This window comes from Nonomuraea phyllanthi (assembly GCF_006334985.2).
Taxonomy (GTDB): domain Bacteria; phylum Actinomycetota; class Actinomycetes; order Streptosporangiales; family Streptosporangiaceae; genus Nonomuraea; species Nonomuraea phyllanthi.
Genome location: NZ_VDLX02000001.1, coordinates 790,553 through 813,176, shown reverse-complemented (window position 1 = coordinate 813,176; position 22,624 = coordinate 790,553). Strand labels below are relative to the sequence as shown.

The window sequence follows — 22,624 nt, the reverse complement described above, 5'->3', positions numbered from 1 at the left end:
AAGGCAACCCGGAACGGCCGCCCAGCCCAGAGCGTCCGGGAATGTCGGCCTTGTCGGTGAGCTGACCTGGCCCCGAGCGTCCGGGAAAGTCGTTCCGTCCCGGTAAGCTCACCTGGCGTGAGTTCCTACAGCCCCATCGGACCGGTCGTCGGCATCGTCGGCGCGGGCCAGCTGGCCAGGATGTCGCAGCCGCCGGCCATCGCGCTCGGCCTAGAGCTGCGGGTGCTGGCCAACAGCCCCGAAGAGAGCGCCGCCCGGGTGATCGTCGACACGCGCATCGGAGACTACCGCGATCTCGACGATCTACGCGAGTTCGCCAAGGGCTGCGACGTGATCACGTTCGACCACGAGCACGTGCCCACCGACCACATCAGAGCCCTCACCGCCGCCGGCCACGCCGTCCATCCCGGCGCCGAGGCGCTGGTGCACGCCCAGGACAAGGCGGTCATGCGGGAGCGGCTGACCGCCATCGGCGTGCCCTGCCCGGCCTGGGCGCGCGTGTCGTCGCCCGAGCAGGTCGCGGCCTTCGCGGAGGAGCACGGCTGGCCCGTGGTCCTGAAAGCGGTGCGCGGCGGCTACGACGGCCGCGGCGTGTGGGTCTGCCGCTCTCCCGAGGAGGTCGTGGAGGCGTTCGCGACCGGCGTCGAGCTGCTCGCCGAGGCGTTCGTGCCGTTCGAGCGGGAGCTGGCCGTGCTCGTGGCCCGCTCGCCGCACGGTCAGGGCGTCAGCTACCCGGTCGTCGAGACCGTGCAGCGTGACGGCATCTGCGTGGAGGTCGTCGCGCCCGCGCAGGGGCTCGACCAGGAGGACGCCGCGCAGGCGCAGCGCATCGGCCTGAAGATCGCCCACGAGCTGGGCGTGACGGGGCTGCTGGCGGTGGAGCTGTTCGACACGCCCAACGGGTTCGTGGTCAACGAGCTGGCCATGCGCCCGCACAACAGCGGCCACTGGACCATCGAGGGCTCGACGACGTCGCAGTTCGAGCAGCACCTGAGGGCGGTGCTCGACCTGCCGCTCGGCACGCCCAAGATGACCGCCCAGGTCGTCGTCATGGCCAACCTGCTCGGGGGCGACGAGCCCGACCTGTTCAAGCGCTACGAGCACGTCCTCGCCCACGACCCGGGCATCAAGCTGCACTTCTACGGCAAGGAGGTGCGCCCCGGCCGCAAGATCGGCCACGTGACGGCTCTCGGCTCCAACCTCGACGAGGTCCGCGCCCGCGCCCGCCACGCCGCCGTCTACCTCACCACCGGGGAGTACACATGAGCGTCGGGATCGTCATGGGGAGCGACTCGGACTGGCCGGTCATGAAGGCCGCCGCCGAGGCCGTCGCCGACTTCGGCGTGCCCTTCGAGGCGGACGTGGTCTCGGCGCACCGCATGCCCACCGAGATGATCGAGTACGGCCGCGCCGCCGCGTCCCGCGGCCTCCAGGTGATCATCGCGGGGGCCGGGGGAGCGGCGCACCTGCCCGGGATGCTGGCCTCCGTCACGCCGCTGCCGGTGATCGGCGTGCCGGTGCCGCTGAAATACCTCGACGGGATGGACTCCCTGCTGTCGATCGTCCAGATGCCCGCCGGGGTGCCGGTGGCCACGGTCGCGGTCGGCGGCGCCCGCAACGCGGGGCTGCTGGCCGTACGCATTCTCGCCGCGTCCGACGCGAGGCTCCGGGCGCAGATGGAGGACTTCCAGGCGGAGCTGAAGGAGCAGGCGTACGCCAAGGGCGAGAAACTCCGCGCGGAGGCCGCCGCCCTGAAGCGCTAGGAGCGGCGGCCTGCCGGAGTGGGAACGGGGCTGCGGGTCACGGACGGCCGAGTGCGCGGTAGTGCCACCCGGCCGACCGCCACGTCTCGGCGTTCAGCGCGTTGCGCCCGTCCACGATGCGCCGGGTCGCGACCACGGCCCCCAGCTCCTCCGGATCGAGCTCCACGAACTCCTGCCACTCCGTGAGCAGCAGCACGACGTGCGCACCGCGGACCGCCTCGACGGCCGACTCGCCATAGTTCAGCTCGGGATGAGCCTTACGAGCGTTGCGCAGCGCGATCGGGTCGTACACGGTGACCTGTCCGCCCTGGTGGCCGATCGTCACGGCGACGTCCAGGGCGGGCGAGTCGCGAATGTCGTCGGAGTTGGGCTTGAACGCGGCGCCCAGCACGCCCACCGTGCAGCCGTGGAACGAGCCCCCCGCCAGCTCCCTGGCCAAATCGACCATGCGGGCGCGGCGCCGCATGTTGATGGCGTCCACCTCGCGCAGGAACGTCAGCGCCTGGTCAGCCCCCAGCTCGCCGGCCCGCGCCATGAAGGCCCTGATGTCCTTGGGCAGGCAGCCGCCGCCGAAGCCGAGCCCGGCGTTCAGGAACCGCCCGCCGATCCGGTCGTCGTACGACAGCGCCTCGGACAGCTGCTTGACGTCGGCGTGCGCGGCCTCGCAGACCTCGGCCATGGCGTTGATGAAGGAGATCTTGGTGGCGAGGAAGGCGTTGGCGGCCGTCTTGACCAGCTCGGACGTGGCGAAATCGGTCACCACGTACGGAACCTCGCCCAGCGGCTCGTACACCTCGCGCAGCACCTTCTCCGCACGCTCGGTACGAACGCCGAGCACGATGCGATCCGGGTGCAGAGTGTCCTCGACCGCGAACCCCTCCCGCAGGAACTCGGGGTTCCACGCCAGCTCGGCCTGCCCTCCGGCGGGCGCGAGCCGCGCGAGCTTGTCGGCCAGCCGCTCGGCGGTGCCCACGGGGACGGTGGACTTGCCGACGACCAGGCACTGCCGGTCGAGCAGCGGGGCGAGGGTCTCGATGGCCTGGTCGACGTAGGTGACGTCCGCGGCGTACTCCCCGCGCTTCTGCGGCGTGCCGACGCAGACGAAGTGCACGTCGCCGAAGGCGGCGGCCTCCTCGTAGGAGGTGGTGAAGCGAAGGCGGCCGGATTCGATCCCGCGGCGGAGCACCGGTTCGAGCCCGGGCTCGTGGATAGGAAGCTCGCCTTGATTCAGCCGGAGGACCTTGTCGGCATCGATGTCCACGCCAAGGACGTCGTACCCCAAATCAGCCATGCACGCCGCATGAGTGACGCCCAGGTATCCGGTCCCGATCACCGTGAGGCGATATGGCACGAGTGAGCTCCTTTCGATCGCGCAGGCATGCTACCGGCCCTCGCTACCTCCTACGTGCCACGTGCTTCTCTTCGCAAACCGTACTAGCTGGTAACAAGAAGGTCGGACGTCCTAGTATCAGCCCATGAGCTTCCCCCTTTACGCCCCCGCCGAAGAGCACGACCTGCTCAGGGAGACCGTCCGGGCCCTGGCCGACGAGAAGATCGCGCCGCACGCCGCGGCGGCCGACGAGACAGAAGAGTTCTCCTGGGACGTCTACAAGGCGCTCGTGTCGGCGGACCTGCACGCCGTACACATCCCGGAGCAGTACGGGGGCGCCGGGGCGGACGCGCTGGCCACCGTCATCGCCATCGAGGAGGTGGCCCGCGCCTGCGCCTCGTCGTCCCTGATCCCCGCCGTGAACAAGCTCGGCACCGTCCCCCTCCTCCTGTCGGCCTCGGAGGAGCTCAAGTCCCGCTACCTGGCCCCGGTGGCGAGCGGGGAGGCCATGTTCTCGTACGCGCTGTCGGAGCCGGAGGCGGGCTCGGACGCCGCGTCGATGAAGACGAAAGCCGTACGGGACGGCGACGCGTACGTGCTCAACGGCACCAAGATGTGGATCACCAACGCCGGGATCTCGGAGTACTACACCGTCATGGCCGTGACCGACCCCTCGGCCGGCGCCCGCGGCATCTCGGCCTTCGTCGTCGAGAAGTCGGACGAAGGCGTCTCCTTCGGCCCCAAGGAGAAGAAGCTCGGCATCAAGGGCTCGCCCACCCGCCAGGTGATCCTCGACAACGTCCGCATCCCCGCCACCCGCATGATCGGCGCCCCCGGCACCGGCTTCAAGACCGCCCTCGCCACCCTGGACCACACCCGCGTCACCATCGCCGCCCAGGCCCTCGGCATCGCCCAGGGCGCGCTGGACTACGCGATCGGCTACGTCAAGGAACGCCGCCAGTTCGGCCGCCCGGTGGCCGACTTCCAGGGCCTGCAGTTCATGATCGCCGACATGGCCATGAAACTGGAGGCGGCCAGGCAGCTCACGTACCACGCGGCGGCCAAGTCGGAACGGGCGATGGACGGCGAGCCGCAGAAGGACCTGACCTTCCTGTCCAGCGCCGCCAAGTGCGCCGCCTCGGACGCCGCCATGGAGATCACCACGGACGCGGTGCAACTGCTGGGTGGTTACGGGTACACGAAGGACTTCCCGGTGGAGCGCATGATGCGCGACGCCAAGATCACCCAGATCTACGAGGGCACCAACCAGATCCAGCGCATGGTCATGGCCAGGCAGCTTCTGAAGTAGCCCTGACATGCGGAAACCCCGCCTGCTGATCGCCAGCGGCGGGGGTTCGATGTATCGTGATCGCGAGCTGAACGATCACTGTTCCGTGCCTGTTCCGTAGGACACGCTGTGCGGACGGAACAGGCGGTCGTCGATCGCCCGGCGGGCCCGGTCGTAGGAGCCGGGCATCATGTGGGCGTACACGCGGAGGGTGAAGCCGGGATCGGCGTGGCCGAGGTACTCGGCGAGTTCCTTGACCGAGACCCCACCGGCCAGCATGACGCTCGCGTAGTAGTGCCGGAGCTGGTGCAGCCCCTCCTTGCGGGAGGTGGCATAGCGGCTCCTCTTGCGTGGGTCCTTGTCAGGTGCCGGGATCACGCCCGCGGCCACCAGAGCGGGCTTCCAGACGGTTTCGCTGTAGCTCCTGGCCTTGACGAAGCGATCGTCCGTCCAGCGGAACAACAGGTTGTGCGTGCGAAGCTTGCCGTCCACCTTCTCCCAGGGCAGGGAGCAAGCCAGCGGGGGATAGGCCGAGAGGTGCCTCTTGGTGGCCTCGGCCGCCCACTCAGGCAGCGGTACGACCCGCTCACGGTCGTTCTTCGGCAGAGCGAAGACGTGGTCGGCTCCCAGCTTCTTGATCTGCCGTCGTACGCGAAGAAGGCGCTCGTCGAAGTCGATGTCTTCGAGGGCCAGGCCGAACAGCTCGCCCTGCCGCAGCCCGCACGCGGCCCCGAGCATAGGGAGCAGACGGAACAGGGCGGGGTGAGCGTCGATCAGAGCGTGAACCCGTTCGTCCGACCACGCCGTGATCTCTTCGGTGGTGCGCTTCGGCACCTGGACGATCGGTGACTTGGCGGGACTCCGTTTGATTGCCTCGTCGGCGACGGCCAGGTCCAGGATGCCTTGGAGGACCAGGAAGGCCGTCTGTACGGTCGAGGTCTCGAAACGGCTGCTCAGGTCACTGATCCACGCCTGGATCTGGGATGGCTTGATGCTCTTCACCTGGCGCTTGGCGTAGGTCGGTGCGACGTGAAGGCGGTGGATGTACTCGTACCGAATCTTCGTCGATGGGTCCACGATGCGGGAGGCCAGCCACCGTTCGGCGAGGTCGGCGAAGAGCACCTTGCCGGCGTTCGGGTCGATGTAGTCGCCGCGCGCGATGTCCGCGCCCATAGTGGCGATCTTGCGTTCAGCGTCAGCCTTGCGGTCGTACGCCGTCGAGCGCTCGTCACCGTCGGGGTCCACCCAGACGGCAAGCCAGCGCTTGCCCTTGCCGTGGCGTGCGGTTTTGACCTTCTGCGGCTTGCCGTCCGGGGTTCGGACTGTCTTGGTCCAGAGGTCCTTGACGAAGGCCATGGGCTACTCCTGGTCCTGGACCCAGGACATGACGTCCTGTGGCACGTACCGGAGGTGTCGGCCGATCTTGCGGCCTCTCGGGCCCGTCCGGTGGTGTCGCCACTGGTAGAGCGTCGCGATTGGCACACCGAGGAAGGCGGACACGTCTTCGACCGTCCAGAGCCTGTCTAGGGCGTTCATCGATAACCTCCCTCGATTGCTGCGGCAAGGATCGCGTCACCGAGGGACAGTCCTTGTCCGGCGTACTGCCAGTGAGTGACCACGAGGACGGTGTCCTCGTCGAAGAGCGGGAGCCGTCCGGTTGTGACCTGTTCGGTGCGCATGTGTTCTTCTCGGGCTGCTCGGAGGGCGCCGAGGGTGGTGGAGTAGTGGCGGCTTTTGGTGGAGAAGTGGCCGCGGAAGCCGAGCATGTGTGCCCAGTGCGTGAGTCGCAGGTCGGCCAGGTCGGGGTCTTCGCCGAGGCGCATGCATGCGGCGATGAGGCGGCGGGCGTGGTCGCGGATGCGTAGGGCGTCGAGGTTGTCGAGTGGTTGTATACGGCGGTCCAGGGTGCCGACGCATTCGGCGGCCTTGGTGGCGTATTTGGCGATGTAGGCGGCGACGGCTTGTTCGGTGAGGTCGCCGTTCATGGTGATGCGGCGGACGTCGAACTGGGTGCCCCACTGGAAGGTGCGGTTGAGCGGCTTGATCTCCGCTGTCACGGCGGCTGCCGCGTGCTGGACGGCTTGTTCCAGGGCGTCGGCGGTGGCCCAGGCTGGTGGCGGTGAGTTGGGTCCGTCAGGGCCGTCGAGGCGGATCACGGCGTGGAAGTGGACGACGCCGCGGCGCTGGTATTCGGCGACCTTGGCGAAGGCGATGCTGACGTGCTCGCGCAGGGCCTTGACGGTCAGGCCGTTGAGCCTGGCGAAGCGGCGGCGCAGGGCGAGGGTGAAGCGGCGCCACAGCTCGGGGCTGATGGCGTTGAACAGGACCGAGCCGTCGTAGTCGTAGCAGTCGGGGCACAGCGGTTCGCCGAGGCGCGGGTCGTCGGCGCTGTGCCGGTCGGTGCAGGACATGACCTGTCCGTGCGGGCAGGTCTGGGCGTCGCGGCGGGCGTGGCAGGGCAGGACCTTGCCGTTCTTCTCCCGTCGCACGTGGACGGCCCCGAAGGAGGGCGCGGTGAGGGTGACGAACAGGCACGGATGCGAGCTGACCGTCTCGGGCACACCCTTGCCGCCGATGAGGCCGGCGCGGACGAGTTGGTAGGTGTCGGCGCGGTAGACCTCGGCGCAGGCCGGGCAGCGGGTGGCGCGGCGGGTCTTGCACGGCACGCGTAGGACGCCGTTGGGTTCGGTGGTGGTGGAGTAGCGGTGCAGGAGGTGGCCGGTGGCCTGGTCGTAGTGTTCGACCTTGCCGCGCAGGTGGATGGGCTGGCGGCAGCCGCCAGTGCGCTTGATCTGGCTGGCCCAGCGGTCGTAATCGGGTTGGTTGAGCCGGTGAATCATTCCAGCCACGGCGTGGCTGTGGGCAAGGTGGGGCAAGATGGTTCCGTCCTATCCAGTGACTCTGGTGTGGATGGCCCCCGGCCTGGCGCGGATCTTGGCGGATGTGTGGCCAGGCGGGGGCGCTGCGCGTTATGCGCCGTGGTTGTCGATGCCGCTGCCGTCGCAGTCGGCGCAGGTCTGGTCGTCGGTGAGGCCGGTGCCGTTGCAGGTGCAGCAGCGGTAGCGGACGACAGGTGTGGCGTCCATGGTCATCGGTCCTTTTGCGGGCTGTCGGGCGTGACGCAGCCGCGGTAGCTGTCGTGGGCGGCGTGCCGGGCACGGGATTCGGCCAGGATCGCTACGGCGCGGTACTGGATGGGGCCGAAGAACAGCGAGGTCGTGTAGTGGGTGTTCTCGCTGTCGATGTGGCTGCCGGGCAGGGCGGCCAGTCGGTTGATCTCGGCACGCATCTCGGCGTCTTGGGCGTCGGGCACGAAGTGGTGAACGATCGTGCTGCGCGGTGTCGGGATGTTGGGATGGGCTTCGAGCAGGTCGGCCAGGGCGCGCAGTCCAGCGATGAACGCGGGCCGCGTGTGGATGGTGGACATCGAGGGCGTTCCTTTCACTGAGCTTGTGCGGGCTGTAGAAGGTGGAGCAGGTCGGTGGCGAGCTGGTCGGATACGCCCAGGCGGGTGCGGATGAGGTCTGCGGTGATCGGCTCACCGTGCTTGGTGTGGTGCTCGTCGGCGACGCGGCGGGCGTAGTCGACCAGGGTCGGATCGGGTGCGGGAGCATCGTGCGGGCGGTCGACCTCGTCAGCCGGGGCCAGCGCAGGACGGTCAGCGAGCGGGACGTTGCGGGACTCTGCGGAGACGGCATGGGACGTCTGTGCGGCTGGTGAGGACGTCTCCGGGACGTCCTGCAGCGAGTTGGTACGGGTGGCGCCGGCGCGGCGTTCGAGCATGGACACCGCGACGAGGAAGGCGCCGGCCGGGGTGGCGGCGGTGATCCAGCCCCAGACGGTCGGTGTGGCCTGGGCGAGGTTGGCGGCCAGGGACAGGATGATGCCTCCGGTCAGGACCAGGACGGGCCAGGAGACCAGCCCTCGTTGGGTTCGGCCGGTCTTCTTGTCGCGTTGGCGTTCGCGGGCGGCCATGACGCAGGTCAGGTCGATGCAGATGGCGATGGCCCAGGACATCCAGCCGGTCTGGCCGTGCTGGCTGGCGGTGTCGCGGATGTGGGTGAAGGAGCCCGCGCCCGCGATGAGGGCCAGGACGAGGACAGGACCGGTGTTGAGCAGCCAGGCGGCGATGTGGCGCATCTTCGCCCCTCCTTTCCGGAAGTCGCCTCAGGCCGTCTGCTGGTCGGGCGTGTCCACCGGTTGAGCGATCATCACGTCGGCCCAGGTCGGTGCTTGGTCGGCGTAGGTGCGGGCGGCGTATTCGGCGGTGTGCTCGCTGACGTAGAAGGAGCGGGCCCGGTACCACTGGCCGTCCTGGCTGGCGACGATCGCGACGCCCGGTGTTTCGGCGGCGATGGTGCGTGCCGAGTCGAGCGCGGCCGGGTCAAGGTCACCGAGGGTCATCGTGGCGGTCTCCGGGTCGTTGACCCGGTGACAGATACGTCCCGAGCACTGGGCCCGCAGCGCCGTGACGCCGGGGCCGAGGTCGGAGCCGATCCGCTGGCCACAGCAGAACAGGTAGATGCCGAACGCCCGCCCGAGCTGGGCCACCCGCAGCAGCGCCGTCGAGGCCTTGGCGATCTCGTCCTTCTCGCTCTTGTCGGCCATCAGATACAGCTCGGCCAGCTCGTCCACCAGGACCACGATCGGCACCGGGCGCAGGCCGGGCGGGAGCTGCCAGATGTTGCGTGCCGAGGCCATCCGGCACATGCCCATCCGGTCGGTCATGAGCGCCACCAGGTCGTCCAGCAGTCCACCGCACTCGGCTCGTGTGGTGGCCAGCGCGGACAGCCGGGGCGCGTACGGCGTGAACTCCACGCCGCCCTTGAGGTCGAAGCCGACCAGAGCGACGGGTTGCGGTGCCAGGCCGACGATGAGTGCGTTGGCGAGGTTGGACTTGCCGGACTGGGTGGCTCCCGCGTTGATGTAGTGCGGCACGGTGCGGAAGTCGATAATCCACGGTTGGCCGGTCTCCAGCCGTCCCACGGTGACCTTAAGCAGCTCGGTGGAAGGCGGCAGCTCATCGACCTTGACCAGCGGGTCACGGATGGTGGCGGCCAGACGTACCCGACCGGGCTTGTCGGAGGAGACGCGCACGGCGTGCACGCCCCAGGAGTGCGCCAGCCGTTCGGCGACGTCGGCGTAGTCGGCTGGGATCTGCCCTTCCAGGGTGTGCAGGGTGACCCGCCAGCCGTACCGGGTCGGCAGCGGCAGCCACATGAACGGCTTGGTGTCCACGGCGATGCGCTGCCATTTGCGCCGGACACGGACGACGCCGGTTGAGGCAATCAGGCCGGGGACGGTGGTGAACCAGAAGCGCTGTCGCTTCTTGGTGAGGTTGCAGCCGAGGGCGATCTTGCGCCAGGACGCTCGGATGCTGATGGCCGTGATCGGGAAGCCGATGAGGAGCCAGAAGGAGCGGTAGTGCCAGCGGCGCCAGGCCCAGAGCCCGGCCGCGACGGCGGCCAGAACTCCGAGCATCCACCAGAGTTGGTCAGACACTGGCGGCCTCCTGCTGCGGGAGCAGGGCGGTGGCCCGGTAGGAGATGCCCCACTTCCCGGCGATCTCCCAGACGTAGCCGAGCAGGCCGACCGCGTGGACGGCGTCGCCGGCCTTGATGGGCGGCTCTCCGGTGATGCCGATCTTGACGAGCTCGATCCGGCCGACCTCGTCCTCCACGGAAACGGTGACCTCGTAGACGGTGTTGCCGTTCTTGTCGGTCTTGATCTCGCCGGTGTCGCGGTTGAGCACGCGAGGGCGCGGAGCCTTCACGCAGGTGATGGTGAGCTTGCTGACGTCCACAGGGATGGGGACGGTACGCATGGTGAGTTGACCTCTCGTCGGCCTGTTGATCAGGCGTTTCAGGACGGGGGAGGCCGTGCCGTCAGCTCGGAGGCGATAGCATCGAAGCGCCAACTAGGGTGCTTATCGCATCCGGCCTGGGCGGGTCTCCCGCTCAGGCCACTTTCATGTGTGGCCTCTCTCCGCCTTCCGTGAGCGGACCCTTCTTGATCCACCCCTGAAACGCGAAGAGCGTTCGTGCTGGGCTGCCACCCTCCGACTACGGAGAGTTCCAGCTACAACACGAACGCTACCTGATACTGAGAGTAATCGCTAGTACTTAGAGTACGTGTGCGCGTACTTTTTCTACGCCCCCACTCGTTCGGCCAGTTCCCGCAGCTCAGACGACGCCGGATCCTGCATCGACAGCAGGTCAGACACGAGCTGCCGGACCACCCGATGGTTACGGATCTGCTCCGGAGTGACGGCCTCGGCCTCCAGCAACGCGGCCACCGCCTCATCCACCTGACGACGCTGCGCATGCGCCCGCGCGAGATCCACGGCCAGCCGCGCCCGCCGCTCCGCCGACAGCGACGAGGTGTCCACCGCAGCGCCGACCCGTAGCGCGTGACCGGCGTCGCCCACCTCCACCGCTACCGCCACCTCATGCAGGGCGACGTTGGCCGGCCCGAACTCGGTGTTGTAGTCGTTGCGGTCCTCGCCGACCCGCTCTGCCATCTCGCGGGCTCGCGACAGGTGCTCGTAGGCAACATCGGCCTGATTGAGCCGGGAAGCGGCCACGGCCCGCTGCAGGGTGAGCCCACCCCACAACGACATCGCTTCCAGATTGCCCTGATCGGTGAGGAACCACAGCGCCTCAGCGGTGGTGCGCGCTGTCTCCTCCACCTGATCGAAGTGACGCGCCCCCAGGAAGACGAACCCCAGCCGGAACGCCCCGGCCGCCATCAACAACGGGCTACCCGCCCGCTCGGCCGCGCTGATGGCCCGATCAGCGGCGATCCACGCCGCCTCCGGCTCACCCAGCTTGGCCAGCGACGCCGAACACGTCTGATAGGCCACCGACAGCAGCTCGAACAACTCGGCCTGCTGCTCGTTCGGAGCAGACCGGGCGGCGTTCTCCAAGATGGGCACCAGCCCGCGCAGCAGTTCGGTCAGCTCGACATAGCGGCTCTGGTGCGTCAGCTCCCACGCGTGATCGACCCGTGGCTTGAGCTGATCGATCGCAGGCACCGGCGTGGCGTGCAACATGGCCTGCAGCGAATGAGCGCCGGACAGCACCAGCCGCAGCCCAGCCGTGCCGGGCGTCTCCTCATTGGTGGCGGCGACCACGGGCGCTTCGGCGGCCAGCTCCGACAGCGGCACATCCAGCGTTTCGGCGACCTTCTCCAGCACGGACATGCGATCGACCTTGCGCACGCCCCGCTCCACTTGCGAGATCCACGCCACCGATCGATCCACCAGCCGGGCCAGTTCGGCCTGTGACAGGCCGCGCCGCTTGCGCTCCTGGGCGATCCGCCGTCCGAGCGCCCGCTGATACTCCATGCTCACGACGTCGTGCCCTTTCCGCTCTGCAGTTCCAGCCAGTCGACCTCGACCGAGGCCAGCAGTTCCTCCCGGGCGGCCAGGAAGCGCCTGGTGTGCTCGGTCTGCTCGTGGGCGTCGAAGGCGTCGCGGTCCCGGTACAGCTCGTAGAAGATCCGCTGGAGCGGCTGACCGTCCACCCGGTGTGAGGCGTACACGATCGTTCCCGGCTCGTGCCGGCGGATCGCCTCGATTGTCTCACCGACGAGGGTGTCGAACGCTGCAGCGCTGTCCTCGTCCTTGCAGGTGAATCGCACCATTAGTCCGAACATGTGCACCCTCCTGGGTCGCCGCCGGTCTCTGGGGTCTCGGTTCTTTACTCGACCAGTACTTATTGTGCGGCGCAAGTACATCAAGTCGCTTGTACTTGAAGTATAGCACTAGTACTTTAAGTACTGTTAGCGATTGGCAGTGTGTTGACCTGCACGAACGCGAGGAAACGGCGATGTCCCCAGCGCTGAACAGCCCCAAAGAGATCCACCGGTGGTGTCGCAACTTCCCCGGCACCAGAGCCCAGATCAGCGAGGCTCGCCAGTTCGTCACCAGCTACCTGGGCGACCGCCCCGAAACCGATACCGCCCAACTGGTCGTGTCCGAACTCGCCACCAACGCCATCCGCCACACCCGCAGCGGACTGCCCGGCGGCCGATTCGGCGTCACCGTCCACGCAGGGATCGACCTCCTGATCATTGCTGTCTTGGACGAGGGCAGCCCATCCGTCCCGCACCTTTGCCAGGCCGAGGACGAGGAACAGAGCGGGCGGGGCCTGCATCTCGTCGAGACCCTCACCACCCGCTGGGGCATCCACGGCGACGAGACCGGCCGCACCGTCTGGGCACTCCTGCCTCTCACGCCGAAGCACCCAACCGCATGACCGACTGCCTGGCCCCGCACTTGCCTCCGCTAGTGCCGAACTGGACAAAGCTGGTCTGGATCGACGCCCGCAACGACCCACGCCGCAAAACGCTCGACTGGACCTGCCACTGCGCCGAGGTCGTCTACGAACTGTGCGCCGCAGGCGGCCAGACCTACCTCCGACGCACCGACACAGGCACCGGAATGATCGACGAGACCCATCGCATGAGCCCGCGGGCAGGCTACGCCACATGGCACGCCCTGCTCACCGGACTCGTACGGTGACACCTCCCTCCCGGTCGCCTACGGCCTGCCGCAGAAGTGGTCTAGGTTGGCTCGCGTGCAGGAACGGTGGCGCAGTTACAGGTACGTGGGACCGGCTGAATTGAAGGCCGCGATCCGCCCCGGCAGTGAAGGCCACCCCATCCGTTCGAGGGCCGACTTCGACCGCTGGGCCGCAGAGCACGCGGCAGCGGAACTTGCCGAGCCGTTCACCTTCGTGGTCGACATGGACGACGTCTTGCGCCTGGCGCCCCGGCGCAGCGAGCATGTCGCATGTGCCGCCGGCCGACCGGTCTTGAGCGCGGGCGAGATCGCCTTCAGCCGCGAGGGCGAGGCAGGCCGCTGGGTCGTGGTCGAGGTGAGCAACCACTCAACTGGCTACTGCCCAGACACCAGCTCGTGGCCGGCGGTCGCCGAAGCTCTGGACCGGGCCGGCCTGGAGCATCCGCCCACCTTCACGCATGAGGTGGTGTTCCGGCGCTGCCCCGCCTGCCAGGAGCACAACATCGTCAGGGAAGACGACTTCGTCTGCGTCTTCTGCGGGAACGACCTGCCTGCGCTGTGGAACGTGGACCCGTTCGATGAGCGCCCATGAACAAGCCGAGCGTCAGGCGCTTCGCCAGGCGTCGGTGATGCAGGGCTCCTCGAAGTGCCACCAGCCATCCATCCGACCCTGCCTCAGCAATGCCTTGATCTGCCCAAGATCTGCGTCAGCAGGCACGGTGAAGGCGACCAGGGGAAGTTCCGCGCTGAAGGATTCGCCGCCCAGGCCGAACGGCGCCAACTGCTCGTATACGGCCTCTGCGCTTGGCCCCAATGGTCCATTGGGCACCGGCAGCACCCGGACCGTGCAATTGCCGGAGGCTTCCACCCGCTCACAGGACCAGTGAAGACCATCATCATCGGTGACGAAGCGCACCACGTCGCCCTCGGCAACACCGTCCTGCAGGAAAGGGGTGTTCGCCACACGGGCAGTGTCCGGGCTCAAGTGCGTGGCCCAGAGCCCCTCGGCGTCGTAGGGAAGCCAGCCTTCCCGCGGCACGAACCGGAACCAGACCTTGATCAGGTCCGGCGCTGCGGAGAGGCGTTCGGGAGGGGAGATACAGACCATGCCCACATCCTCCCAATTCGCCGAGAGCTCATCGAGCGCCCTAAAAGATCACCGGGGCCTGCGAGGTGGCGGATGAGAACTTTCTCTACGGTTTCAAGGGCAGTCCGCCTGCGGCGTCCTGCCGCGAGTCGGGCAGTCGCTGGCCGCGCTGCGGCTCTCCGGCCGGTCGCGGCCAGCACTGCCCTCGCGCCCATTCTCCGGATGAAACACCGAAGAAAAGATACCAATAGGCAGAAAATTCGCTAAGCTTGCATGTTATGAGCTGGTCACTGAGCCGCCTAAAGCCTCGCGAGCCAGAATTGCTTGATGCCACATTCTTGTCGGTTGGACGAGCGCTCTACCTGGCGAATGAATTCGAGTCGAAGTGTCAGTTTGTTCTAAGAATCTCGAATCTCATTGCAATCGTGCAAGATGATCCAGTTCTGGGCCTGCAAGAGGCATTATCGTCGCTTCCTAGTGACAAAATGCTAGGGCCGACATTGATGGACCTCACTCAACGTGCATTGGGGGGTTTTAGCTCCCAAGATATCGATGTTCTGGATAGGGCACGGAAGGCCCGAAATTTCATCGCTCATGAAGGCGCGGCGATCGGGCCGATGTGGGCTGTAAAAAGCGACAGAATCCTGGATCACACCATCCGTCTACGTGCGGCTGTAGCAGACCTGGCGCATGGAGACAACCTAATTTCGCAGTGGTGTCACGGAATCGAAGAGCCGAAAGAGCCTCTGCCGAGGTTCTTCATCGAAGCCTATCCGTCAATGATCGACAATTGGGTTTTTGGTCACTTCGGTGAGCTGCTCGATGTTCTTAACTCCGATGTCTAGTCGAATTGGAGGATAAGCCGGATGCGTGGCCGAGCAGCGCTGCCGCTCGACCACAGCTCTTTAATTTAACTCATTTAGCGAACAGCTAAGGCCGTGACGATCGCCGACTTCGGTTCTCGCCGTAAAGGCTGGGGCGATCGGCTGCCGCGGACCGACTTCGTCGCTCCTTGCCACTGAATTACTGGGCTGGCCAAGTATGCTGGGAAGGGGATGGGTGTGGAGTGCGTAGATAACGCAGGCCTCCTCAGTGCGTGTCCGGGACCTAAATAGCGACCGTCATTGACTTGCCGCGAGTGAGTGCCACGTAGATGATTCGGTGATCATCGTTGCCTTCGTTAAGCCCGGTACTCAGTGCGGCCTTCTCGACCGACGTAAGTCGTACGCCGACACGCGGCCATTCTCGGCCCTTAGCTTGATGGACTGTGACCGCTGGCACCGGTCGAGAGACGTCGCGCTGCAGGTAGCTGCGGAGATGCGATAGCGGGCGGGTATAGGTCGCATGCCGGTCACGGAACTGTCGTGGTGACTCTGTCTGCACCGCTTTCACAAGCTGGTCCCACGCGTCATTGATGGCAGAAGCTGTTGTCGAGCGCAGTGTAGTAAGGACGTCGAACAGCTGTGGGTCGAGACGAGTTGGTGCAGCTGGATCGGTGATGCCCAGCGTTGCTAACGCTTCGACAGTGAAGACGGCTCGTCTACCAAGCGCGGAGGTGGTCACGATATCTAGAAGCAACAGCGCGGCGGCTCTTTCAACGGTGCGGGGACTACCAAATGACAGTGGTAGTATATCGCCGCCAATTTCCCAGAGGGTATCCCATTTCCTTGCAAGAACCATATCGAGTGGCCCGCCCGTATGGATCGGCAAATCTATCGATTTACCAGCTCGTAGATCGCGTGCAAGATCCACGCATTGTTCGGTGATAAACCGGAACGAGCGGGTCAATTGATAGGAGCGCAAGTGGAAATGCTCCACAAGTCTAGGGACAAGGTGAGGGCCAGCTCCTCGGAATAGGTACAGCGCCTGCCATGGATCTCCAATCACAGTGACGTTGACGCCATTACTGATCGCCCGGCCTATGAGCCTCAAGTCTAGCCGGTTCGCGTCGAAAATCTCGTCCACAATTAGGTTCTGGATCGTGGCCTGGATTCGGCGTACCAGAACCTCTGACAATTCGGCATCTCCAAAGGCGGCATCGATTATGGAGCGCACGTCTTCATGAGTGCAAATGCCTGCATTGGTAGCCTCCCTGAAAGCGGCATGCGCAATATTGCTGCTGGCCTTATTGTTATGACGTCCGGAGATGACGATTTTGCGCTCAGCAATAGTGAGGATTGGCTCGTATCGGGAAAAGGTGCGCTTGTATGATGCGTCCCAGCCATCGAGCACCCGCAGATCGGTATGGCCTCCTGGCCAACGCAGGTGATTGCCATCAAGCAGGAAGCTGAGCAGCTCCGATAGCAGCGTGTCGATGGTGACGACGCGATTGGGCGACCGCAGAGCGCCGAGACCCCACGTACGTGCGACGCGGTTTCGCAGCTCCCTGGTAGCCGCCCGAGTGAAGCTCAGGGCAACCGTGGCACGAGAGTCAGCGAGATTGTTGTAGTGGAGGAACCCGTACCGTTCAGCAGCGACGGTCGTCTTACCCGATCCGGGAGCGGCCTCGATAAATACGGCAGGCTCAATGGCGGCGGCAGCCAGCAATTGCTCGTCAGTGAGGCCACCACTCTGCTGGAGGCTGGGTCTCAACGGATTCTCCCCTTATCCCTGCACCTCTTGCCTGGCACATGTGGCGACGGCATCAACTTTGAAACGGGACGGCGTCTGGAGCCATCTCGGCCGGATCCACGTCGGGGTCGTAGAGGAAGTCGTAGAGACTGGCAATGTGGGATGGCACCACCACACTGGTGACATCCGCCTCGATGCGATCTTCCAGCAGTTGCGCCAGGTTCAGAGAAAACTGGGCCTTGTGAGGCTTTCCAGCGCCTTCCAAGGTGCCGCGTGTCTGGCTGGCGCTGGCGAACAGGGTGGTGATGCTTTCCACGTCAACGACGTGCGGGACGTCGAGACCGGTGGCCTCAAGCGCCGCGGTGATTAGACTCTCATTACCGGGAGTGAGCGATGGCTCAAGTGTGGGATGGCTGATGAAGTAGCCAAACGTGTCCGGATGGTACTTATTGGTCCATACCGGTTTTGTCGGAGTTTCTGCAACACGCTTGTCGCTGTCGCCAAGGATTGCCACCCGAGTTGCAAGTTCGAAACCGGGCGTGGCTAGAAGTTTGACTGGCCACTCGCCGACCTTCCAGCCCATGACGGTGATGGTCATCGCATTGACAAAGGCGATCCTGTTTGGGTCGGCACCAGCCCAGGCCCGCCCGAACAACCGAAGCACCGACGCTTCCGTGACACCTTCGACGAAGGCGACACGTTCCGCGAACAATGCAGCGGACCGGGTGGCGTCCATGTGCAGGCGCGCGAACCCAAGAACCTTGTCACGGTCGGGAACTGGTAGCCGGCCCACTGGCCGGCTGACATGCCGCCCACCGGAGATGCGGCGCAAGACCACGAGTTCCTCCGGCAGGCAGGAGGTAATGATGTCGGGGGCGTGACTGGAAAGGATTACCTGCATCTCAGGGCGTTGCCGGACGACCGCGCGTAGGTATCTCGCCAGACCGTGTTGTAGCTGGGGATGCAGATGCGCCTCTGGTTCTTCGATCACGACTGTGGCATGAAACGGTGTAGATGGGAAGAATGAGTCCTCTTCGGAGTCTCGTTCCGCTCTGGCCTGCGCAAGCCGATCTGCAGCGGCACGAACCGTGTTCTCTGAAACAGGACGATTCTCGTCGTCCGAATCAGTAACCGTGGCGGAATCTCCCTCGGCATACGTAGCTTCGGCTTCCGCTTCGACGATCGCATCGGCGGCTCGGCGCGCCGCGGAGTCAGGGATGGCAGCGAGGGTGACAGCGATATGCAGCAAATTTACGTAGCCGAGGCCACTGACCTCCAAATTTCGAGCTTGCGCACGGTCGGCGACAGCCGCAAGCATCAGCTCGAGAACGCGCGCGAGGTACTCGTCGTTGATAGCTTGCCCCCGGACAAAAGGCCACTGCTGGCTAACCCCGGCGGTCAGCGAATGTAGATGTTCGCTGACCCGCTGCTCGATGCTTTCGAGGATCTTGTGTTGAGAGAGCACGTCAAGAAGGGCCGCAGCGCTTGATCTCAGAGACTGCAGGTTCCGGGATCCGGTCAGCCGCTGCTGCTGTGCCCGAAGCAGCTCGATGAGGATTCGCGCCTCGCGACGGGCGAGTTCGTCAATGGGGTTACGCCATGCTGGGAGGTAGATTAGCCGAACGCTGTTAAGTAGATCAGCTCCGACGGTTACCTGCGTAGATACTTTTCCCAGATCACGGCTCAGAGCATATGTCCACGCCGCGGCCTGGCCAGTGCTAGTGGTTCCAGCTTGCGACTGCAGGAGCTGCCCCAACGGACCTTCGTCGGCGGGGTCCTCGGCATAGGAGTACTCCACATCGATGCTTCGGTCGCCAGGCCCGAGGGTCGCAGAAGATGGGAATGGCAGCCGTGGAAACCTCATGCGATGCGCAAGGTACATCGCATCGCAGGTAGTCGACTTGCCGACGTTATTCGCGCCAATAAGGACTGAGAAACGACCGGGGATGGCGCACTCAAGCTCGCCATGAGCGCTAGCACGAAATCCACGCGAGGTGATCTTGCTCAGGTGCATCAGGCTCTCCATAGGGGGTGTACCAGGATAACCGAATCCAGCAGGTGGCTTAGTGTCCCCGTACCGTGCACGTCTGGGCGAGATACGCCGAACGGCGCGGATTGGGGTACACCTCTCACGAGGGCCGAACATGCACGACCTCGTCGGCCCTTTGCAGCTCCAACATTCCGCTCGCGATCGGGAACATTCGCTATGACCACGATGCAGTCTGACCCGTGCATACAGTCACCAACTGAAGCGCACCTACACCGCCGATTAGCCCCACACCACCGGTGACCTCGGCCGACGGCAATGGCACCAGAGCAGTGGGTCCGCCTGCAACCGGAAGGTCAGGTTGCCGCCCCCGCTTCCGGTGCCTCCGGCCTGGCGGGGCCTTATGCTCCAGGCCGCCTGACGCCTGGATCAACCTCAGCCAGGCAGGAGTCATCGCGCCCGAGGCCGTCAGTCGTTACCGTAGTCGGGCTCGTCGTACTCACTGTCCTCAACGCCCTCGACATCGAAAGAGGTCGGGAGACCCGCCTGCTCGACGAACTCGCACCGATTCAGGACCAGATGGCAGTGAGAACAGCTGAAATGGTCGGCGGCGATCGTGAGTGTGAAGGTCGGGTAGTCGAAGTCGTACTCGGCCCTGTCATAGATCGTCTCGCCGGTGAACACCGTCCTCTCGCGTTCCCTGTCGATCTCCTCGTCGCCCTCCAGGACTCCTTCCTGGTCGCACGCGGGGCATGCTTGAGGTGTTTGGTAGCTCATGTAGGCGGTCAGATTGCCGACAGAGTTCCACTCGGCGACCATTCTCGTAGTCATCGTGCCGGCGCGGTACTGTGCGAGCCGCTGTTGCGCGCGAGCGATCAGTGCTTCGGTGCGGTCCTCGATGTTCTTCTTGTTCTGCGCCAGGTAGCCGTCGACGATGGGTTCGCGATCAGGCCCGACGAGGTCGGACATCTCCTTGTCCATGTTGTGGACGAGGATGTCCACCTGGGCCCAGAATTTGGGCCACCAGGCCTTCGGCGGGATCGCCAGAAACGGTACGCCGGGGCCGTGCAGGTACTCGTTGCGTGCCTCAGTGAAGCGTGAGGATTCCTTCAGATCGAAGGGGCGGAACGCCTTGGAGCACCGGGTGAGCACGGTCTTGGCGCGCACGGAGGAGAAGTGCCCGCCTCCCTTGGTCAGTCCCAGGGCGGCGAGCAGATTCGCCCCCTCCTCGGTGGGCTCGGCGATGAGAACCGGAGAAATTCGGGCGAGTGCCGCCTTGGCCAGTAGTTCCAGGGACAGGGACGCCCACAGCGCCTGCTCATCGAACGAGCGGACACCGTCGTCGTCCATGGCGCGGTTGAGGAACAGCTTGGCCTTAATCCACAGCGCCTCATGGTCATAAGGGGCGATCATGCGCCAGCCGCTCCGGCACGAAACGCGACCCGCGTGATCTCCCGATCGGGCTCGTCTTCTGCCGCCGCCCGAGCGTGTAGGACCCTCCGGTTGTTAATGAGCAAGACCTTGCCCGGCTCGTCCCAATGGTGTTCAACCACGGACTTGGTGGCATCCGTGAAGAAGTCTGCGGCGCGCCGTGACCGTTCGTCGCATGGGGTCATACAACCCGGGTCGTAGCGCAAATCTAGGCCTGAGGCTGCGGTGCGGAAGAAGCTCTCGCTGCCGTTGTTGACCAGGAACACACCGTGCCGCAAGTCGTTGTACGAAGGACGCTGATAGTCGATGATCCGGCACTTCCACAGGAGCGTTGGCACCTCACTCGGTTTCTCCGCCAGGAGCAGCACGAAGTCCGGGGGCTCAGGCAGATGCGCGCCGTCGGTGTGCAGCGGCTGCGTGCCCTTGCCGTAACGCGAACTGAGGGAGTTCGGCTTCGCCTCAGTAGTATCCAGCGGACGCAATGACGTGACCGGCGAATCCGTGCCCCGGAACGTCACCTCACTCCAGCCCATAGTGCTGGCGTTGAGCCGAAGCGATGCGAACGACCCTGAACCCGACGCCCACCCCTCCTTGAGAGCCTGCACGGCGAGATCCTCCAGCCTCGATGTCATAGTCCTGTTGTACCGGAGGACCACCTATAGAAGCACACGGTTAGTCAGCTCGCCTGCGGGCCACTCGGTGAGCTAGGGATCGTGACGGGCTTTCCCTTATTGTCAACGACTTTGGCGTCGGCTGCGGGGATCACTTCGACCCGAAGGATCTCCCATGGCGATGGCTCGGCTTGAGTTGGCCCGCCTGTCAGCAACATGTGGCGTATCCATGCACCGACCAGGTAGCCGTTTTCAGCGAGGCGGCTGATGTAGTGCCCCAGGAGCTTCGCCGCATCGCGCTGCTCCCTGATGCTGTCGAGTTCGCTCGCGATGTCGAGGTAGTCCTTGATCATGTCGAGGAACTCGATCGTCAAGTCTTCTGCGGCTTCGGGCTGATGATCGGCATGGGCGTACTCGAAAACATTTGCCCTGCGGAGCATCCCCCAAATAGCGTTCCCTGTAGTGATCGGCGTCAGGAGACGCGGTTGCGGAAAGCTGGGATCCGGGACAAGGCGAACGGGCCCGCCATCAGGATCGCCCAGGCGCGCGATCCACTCGCGATGAGACTTCTTGATCTCGTGTAGGCGTTCAACGGTGAACGTCGCGACCTGGTCGTCGATCTGCTTGTGGTGCTCGCTGCACAAGAGCAGAAGGTTTGAGTGGTGGTCTATGAGCTCCTCGCCCAAGTTGCTGGCTCTCGGCCCGGAAGCCCCGCGGGCGATGATGTGGCACTCTTCGCCGAAGATCGATGGACCGTCTGTCTCGCTACCTGAAGTAAGGACCTGGCGTCGACAGATCGCGCAACGCCCGCCCGATTCCACCCAGATGATCTTTCGGGTGCGCTCTGAGACCGCCATGGGGAAGAGCCTAGATTTCGCTGCCTCGCTGCACGGTGATATAGCAAGATCGCCTGAAATCTCTACGCGAGCTGACGACTCTTTCAGCAGGCCCATGCACCAAGAGCCTGCGAGATCTCCCGCCTGCTTCCGGCACGGAGTACAGCAACCCGACACGTCGGTAGTTCCACCGCGAACGTCATCGGGCCTCAGCGGCTCCCTGGCAGCGCGTGGGGCTTACAACGGACGCGCCAGCGTAATACGGTGCCAGCGACGGTGATGAACCGCGAGCCCTTCTTCGGGATCGCCATGAGCAACCTCCCGCCCTGTTCCGTCACTGTTCCGTGGGATGGCCGAGAACAGCGAGAAACGACGAGAGCCAGTCGCAACCGTAACCCCTGCTCAGGCTTCTGATCGACAGGTTTCCGCAGGCGGCCACGGAGAGCAACGGAGATCACCCAGATCTACGAGGGCACCAACCAGATCCAGCGCATGGTGATGGCCCGGCAGCTCCTCAAGTAGCCCCCTGACATGCGAAAACCCCGCCTTCCTGGTTGCGGACACCGTTAGCGAAGTAGACCGAACGGAAACGGCCCTGTGATCGCCTCTGTGATCACAGGGGCCGATCAAGGGTTCAGGCGGCGTTCAAAGTGCTCGCCAGGCCCTGAATCGTCGAGAGAACGCCCGGCCCGGACTCGTCAGTTCCTGGGAAAGATCTCGGTCTCGGGGCGCTGCATGTACTCCATCGCTGCGGTGAACTCCGGGTCTCCGACGCGCCGCTCCATCTCTTCAGGCGCCACGTCCTCGATGTGGGTCTGGATCCACCACACGTTGCCAAAGGGGTCGCGCACCCGCCCGACCAGGTCGCCGAAGGCCAGGTGGGTAACCTCCGAGATGGAGACGCCACCCGCCTCAACCGCCTGGCGGTGCACTGCACGGGCGTCCTCGACGTACAGCCGGAGGAACGCGGGCGTCGCCGGCCAACTCGGGTCACCGTCGAACAGCATCACGATCGCATCGCCGATACGGACCTCCGCGTGCCCGACAACCCCGCGCGAGTCGATCACCCGGCCCAGTTCTTCGGCGCCGAACGCCTTGCGGATGTAGTCGATGACTCCGGCCGTGTCGCGGGAAATGATCCACGGCGTGATGGTGGTGTAGCCCTCGGGAATGGCCTTGACAGACATATCGGATGC

General features: G+C 65.2%; 24 protein-coding genes and 1 pseudogene. 8 read left to right on the top strand and 17 right to left on the bottom strand.

Going from position 1 to position 22,624, the window contains the following annotated elements:
- The first annotated feature begins 117 nt into the window (after positions 1-117).
- Both FH608_RS03840 and purE read left to right on the top strand, forming a co-directional pair.
- Positions 118-1,266, top strand: a complete 1,149-nt coding sequence (locus tag FH608_RS03840; RefSeq protein ID WP_139628356.1) for a 5-(carboxyamino)imidazole ribonucleotide synthase — start codon at positions 118-120, stop codon at positions 1,264-1,266.
- Entirely contained in the window at positions 1,263-1,763 is a 501-nt protein-coding gene (purE, locus tag FH608_RS03835; RefSeq protein ID WP_139628355.1) for a 5-(carboxyamino)imidazole ribonucleotide mutase, read from the top strand. Before FH608_RS03840 ends, purE begins: the two co-directional genes overlap by 4 nt.
- 37 nt (positions 1,764-1,800) lie before the next feature.
- Here the strand turns inward: purE and FH608_RS03830 are convergent, their stop codons facing one another.
- Entirely contained in the window at positions 1,801-3,114 is a 1,314-nt protein-coding gene (locus FH608_RS03830) for a UDP-glucose dehydrogenase family protein (protein WP_139628354.1), read from the bottom strand.
- 124 nt (positions 3,115-3,238) lie between these two features.
- Between FH608_RS03830 and FH608_RS03825 the strand changes: the two genes are divergently transcribed.
- Positions 3,239-4,402: an acyl-CoA dehydrogenase family protein gene (locus FH608_RS03825; protein ID WP_139628353.1), complete on the top strand. Its 1,164-nt coding sequence runs from the start codon at positions 3,239-3,241 to the stop codon at positions 4,400-4,402.
- Positions 4,403-4,477: 75 nt separating this feature from the next.
- Here the strand turns inward: FH608_RS03825 and FH608_RS03820 are convergent, their stop codons facing one another.
- The 9 genes from FH608_RS03820 to FH608_RS03780 form a co-directional block, all read right to left on the bottom strand.
- The gene (locus tag FH608_RS03820) at positions 4,478-5,737 is read right to left on the bottom strand and encodes a tyrosine-type recombinase/integrase (RefSeq protein ID WP_139628352.1); all 1,260 of its coding nucleotides are present in this window, start codon (positions 5,735-5,737) and stop codon (positions 4,478-4,480) included.
- 3 nt (positions 5,738-5,740) lie between these two features.
- On the bottom strand, positions 5,741-5,917 hold the full coding sequence (locus FH608_RS03815; protein WP_139628351.1) for a helix-turn-helix transcriptional regulator: 177 nt from the start codon (positions 5,915-5,917) through the stop codon (positions 5,741-5,743).
- Complete coding sequence (locus FH608_RS03810) at positions 5,914-7,221, bottom strand: replication initiator (protein ID WP_139628998.1); 1,308 nt, start codon at positions 7,219-7,221, stop codon at positions 5,914-5,916. The genes FH608_RS03815 and FH608_RS03810 overlap by 4 nt, the downstream gene beginning before the upstream one ends.
- Before the next feature lie 248 nt (positions 7,222-7,469).
- On the bottom strand, positions 7,470-7,808 hold the full coding sequence (locus FH608_RS03805) for a hypothetical protein (RefSeq protein ID WP_139628350.1): 339 nt from the start codon (positions 7,806-7,808) through the stop codon (positions 7,470-7,472).
- A 14-nt stretch (positions 7,809-7,822) separates the two neighbouring features.
- The gene (locus FH608_RS03800; RefSeq protein ID WP_139628349.1) at positions 7,823-8,521 is read right to left on the bottom strand and encodes a DUF2637 domain-containing protein; all 699 of its coding nucleotides are present in this window, start codon (positions 8,519-8,521) and stop codon (positions 7,823-7,825) included.
- Positions 8,522-8,548: 27 nt separating this feature from the next.
- Positions 8,549-9,883: an FtsK/SpoIIIE domain-containing protein gene (locus tag FH608_RS03795; protein WP_139628348.1), complete on the bottom strand. Its 1,335-nt coding sequence runs from the start codon at positions 9,881-9,883 to the stop codon at positions 8,549-8,551.
- Positions 9,876-10,205: an SCO3933 family regulatory protein gene (locus tag FH608_RS03790; protein WP_226898923.1), complete on the bottom strand. Its 330-nt coding sequence runs from the start codon at positions 10,203-10,205 to the stop codon at positions 9,876-9,878. Before FH608_RS03790 ends, FH608_RS03795 begins: the two co-directional genes overlap by 8 nt.
- Positions 10,206-10,529: 324 nt before the next feature.
- Positions 10,530-11,726 carry a helix-turn-helix domain-containing protein gene (locus FH608_RS03785; RefSeq protein WP_226899005.1) on the bottom strand — a complete coding sequence of 399 codons (1,197 nt, stop codon included), beginning with the start codon at positions 11,724-11,726 and terminating at the stop codon, positions 10,530-10,532.
- 2 nt (positions 11,727-11,728) lie between these two features.
- Positions 11,729-12,037 (bottom strand): putative quinol monooxygenase, encoded by a 309-nt coding sequence (locus tag FH608_RS03780; RefSeq protein ID WP_139628346.1) that lies wholly within the window; start codon positions 12,035-12,037, stop codon positions 11,729-11,731.
- Between the two features lie 173 nt (positions 12,038-12,210).
- Between FH608_RS03780 and FH608_RS03775 the strand changes: the two genes are divergently transcribed.
- The 3 genes from FH608_RS03775 to FH608_RS03765 are packed head-to-tail and all read left to right on the top strand — an operon-like array spanning position 12,211 to position 13,497.
- Positions 12,211-12,639 (top strand): ATP-binding protein, encoded by a 429-nt coding sequence (locus tag FH608_RS03775; RefSeq protein ID WP_139628345.1) that lies wholly within the window; start codon positions 12,211-12,213, stop codon positions 12,637-12,639.
- Between the two features lie 32 nt (positions 12,640-12,671).
- Positions 12,672-12,905, top strand: a complete 234-nt coding sequence (locus FH608_RS03770; protein ID WP_139628344.1) for a hypothetical protein — start codon at positions 12,672-12,674, stop codon at positions 12,903-12,905.
- A 55-nt stretch (positions 12,906-12,960) separates the two neighbouring features.
- Positions 12,961-13,497 (top strand): hypothetical protein, encoded by a 537-nt coding sequence (locus FH608_RS03765; RefSeq protein WP_139628343.1) that lies wholly within the window; start codon positions 12,961-12,963, stop codon positions 13,495-13,497.
- Between the two features lie 12 nt (positions 13,498-13,509).
- On the opposite strand, the gene FH608_RS03760 is transcribed toward FH608_RS03765, so the two are convergent.
- Positions 13,510-14,013, bottom strand: coding sequence for a DUF4265 domain-containing protein (locus FH608_RS03760; protein WP_139628342.1), 504 nt, complete (start codon positions 14,011-14,013; stop codon positions 13,510-13,512).
- A gap of 257 nt (positions 14,014-14,270) precedes the next feature.
- On the opposite strand from FH608_RS03760, the gene FH608_RS03755 reads away from it, so the two are divergent.
- Complete coding sequence (locus FH608_RS03755) at positions 14,271-14,837, top strand: hypothetical protein (protein WP_139628341.1); 567 nt, start codon at positions 14,271-14,273, stop codon at positions 14,835-14,837.
- Between the two features lie 262 nt (positions 14,838-15,099).
- On the opposite strand, the gene FH608_RS03750 is transcribed toward FH608_RS03755, so the two are convergent.
- From FH608_RS03750 to FH608_RS03730, 5 genes are all read right to left on the bottom strand, one after another.
- Positions 15,100-16,584 carry a UvrD-helicase domain-containing protein gene (locus FH608_RS03750; RefSeq protein WP_139628340.1) on the bottom strand — a complete coding sequence of 495 codons (1,485 nt, stop codon included), beginning with the start codon at positions 16,582-16,584 and terminating at the stop codon, positions 15,100-15,102.
- Positions 16,585-16,636: 52 nt separating this feature from the next.
- A complete protein-coding gene (locus FH608_RS03745) occupies positions 16,637-18,577 on the bottom strand; it encodes an ATP-dependent nuclease (protein ID WP_193318212.1) in 1,941 nt (646 codons plus the stop codon).
- Positions 18,578-19,018: 441 nt separating this feature from the next.
- A complete protein-coding gene (locus tag FH608_RS03740) occupies positions 19,019-19,963 on the bottom strand; it encodes a hypothetical protein (RefSeq protein ID WP_139628338.1) in 945 nt (314 codons plus the stop codon).
- Positions 19,960-20,613 (bottom strand): TauD/TfdA family dioxygenase, encoded by a 654-nt coding sequence (locus FH608_RS03735; protein WP_139628337.1) that lies wholly within the window; start codon positions 20,611-20,613, stop codon positions 19,960-19,962. Before FH608_RS03735 ends, FH608_RS03740 begins: the two co-directional genes overlap by 4 nt.
- Positions 20,614-20,657: 44 nt before the next feature.
- Positions 20,658-21,449: an HNH endonuclease gene (locus FH608_RS03730; RefSeq protein ID WP_226898921.1), complete on the bottom strand. Its 792-nt coding sequence runs from the start codon at positions 21,447-21,449 to the stop codon at positions 20,658-20,660.
- A 426-nt stretch (positions 21,450-21,875) separates the two neighbouring features.
- Between FH608_RS03730 and FH608_RS54285 the strand changes: the two are divergent.
- Positions 21,876-21,950: pseudogene (locus FH608_RS54285) on the top strand (hypothetical protein); the annotation flags it as partial.
- Between the two features lie 176 nt (positions 21,951-22,126).
- Here FH608_RS54285 and FH608_RS03720 read toward each other — a convergent pair.
- Positions 22,127-22,615, bottom strand: a complete 489-nt coding sequence (locus tag FH608_RS03720) for a VOC family protein (RefSeq protein ID WP_139628335.1) — start codon at positions 22,613-22,615, stop codon at positions 22,127-22,129.
- Positions 22,616-22,624: the final 9 nt, after the last annotated feature.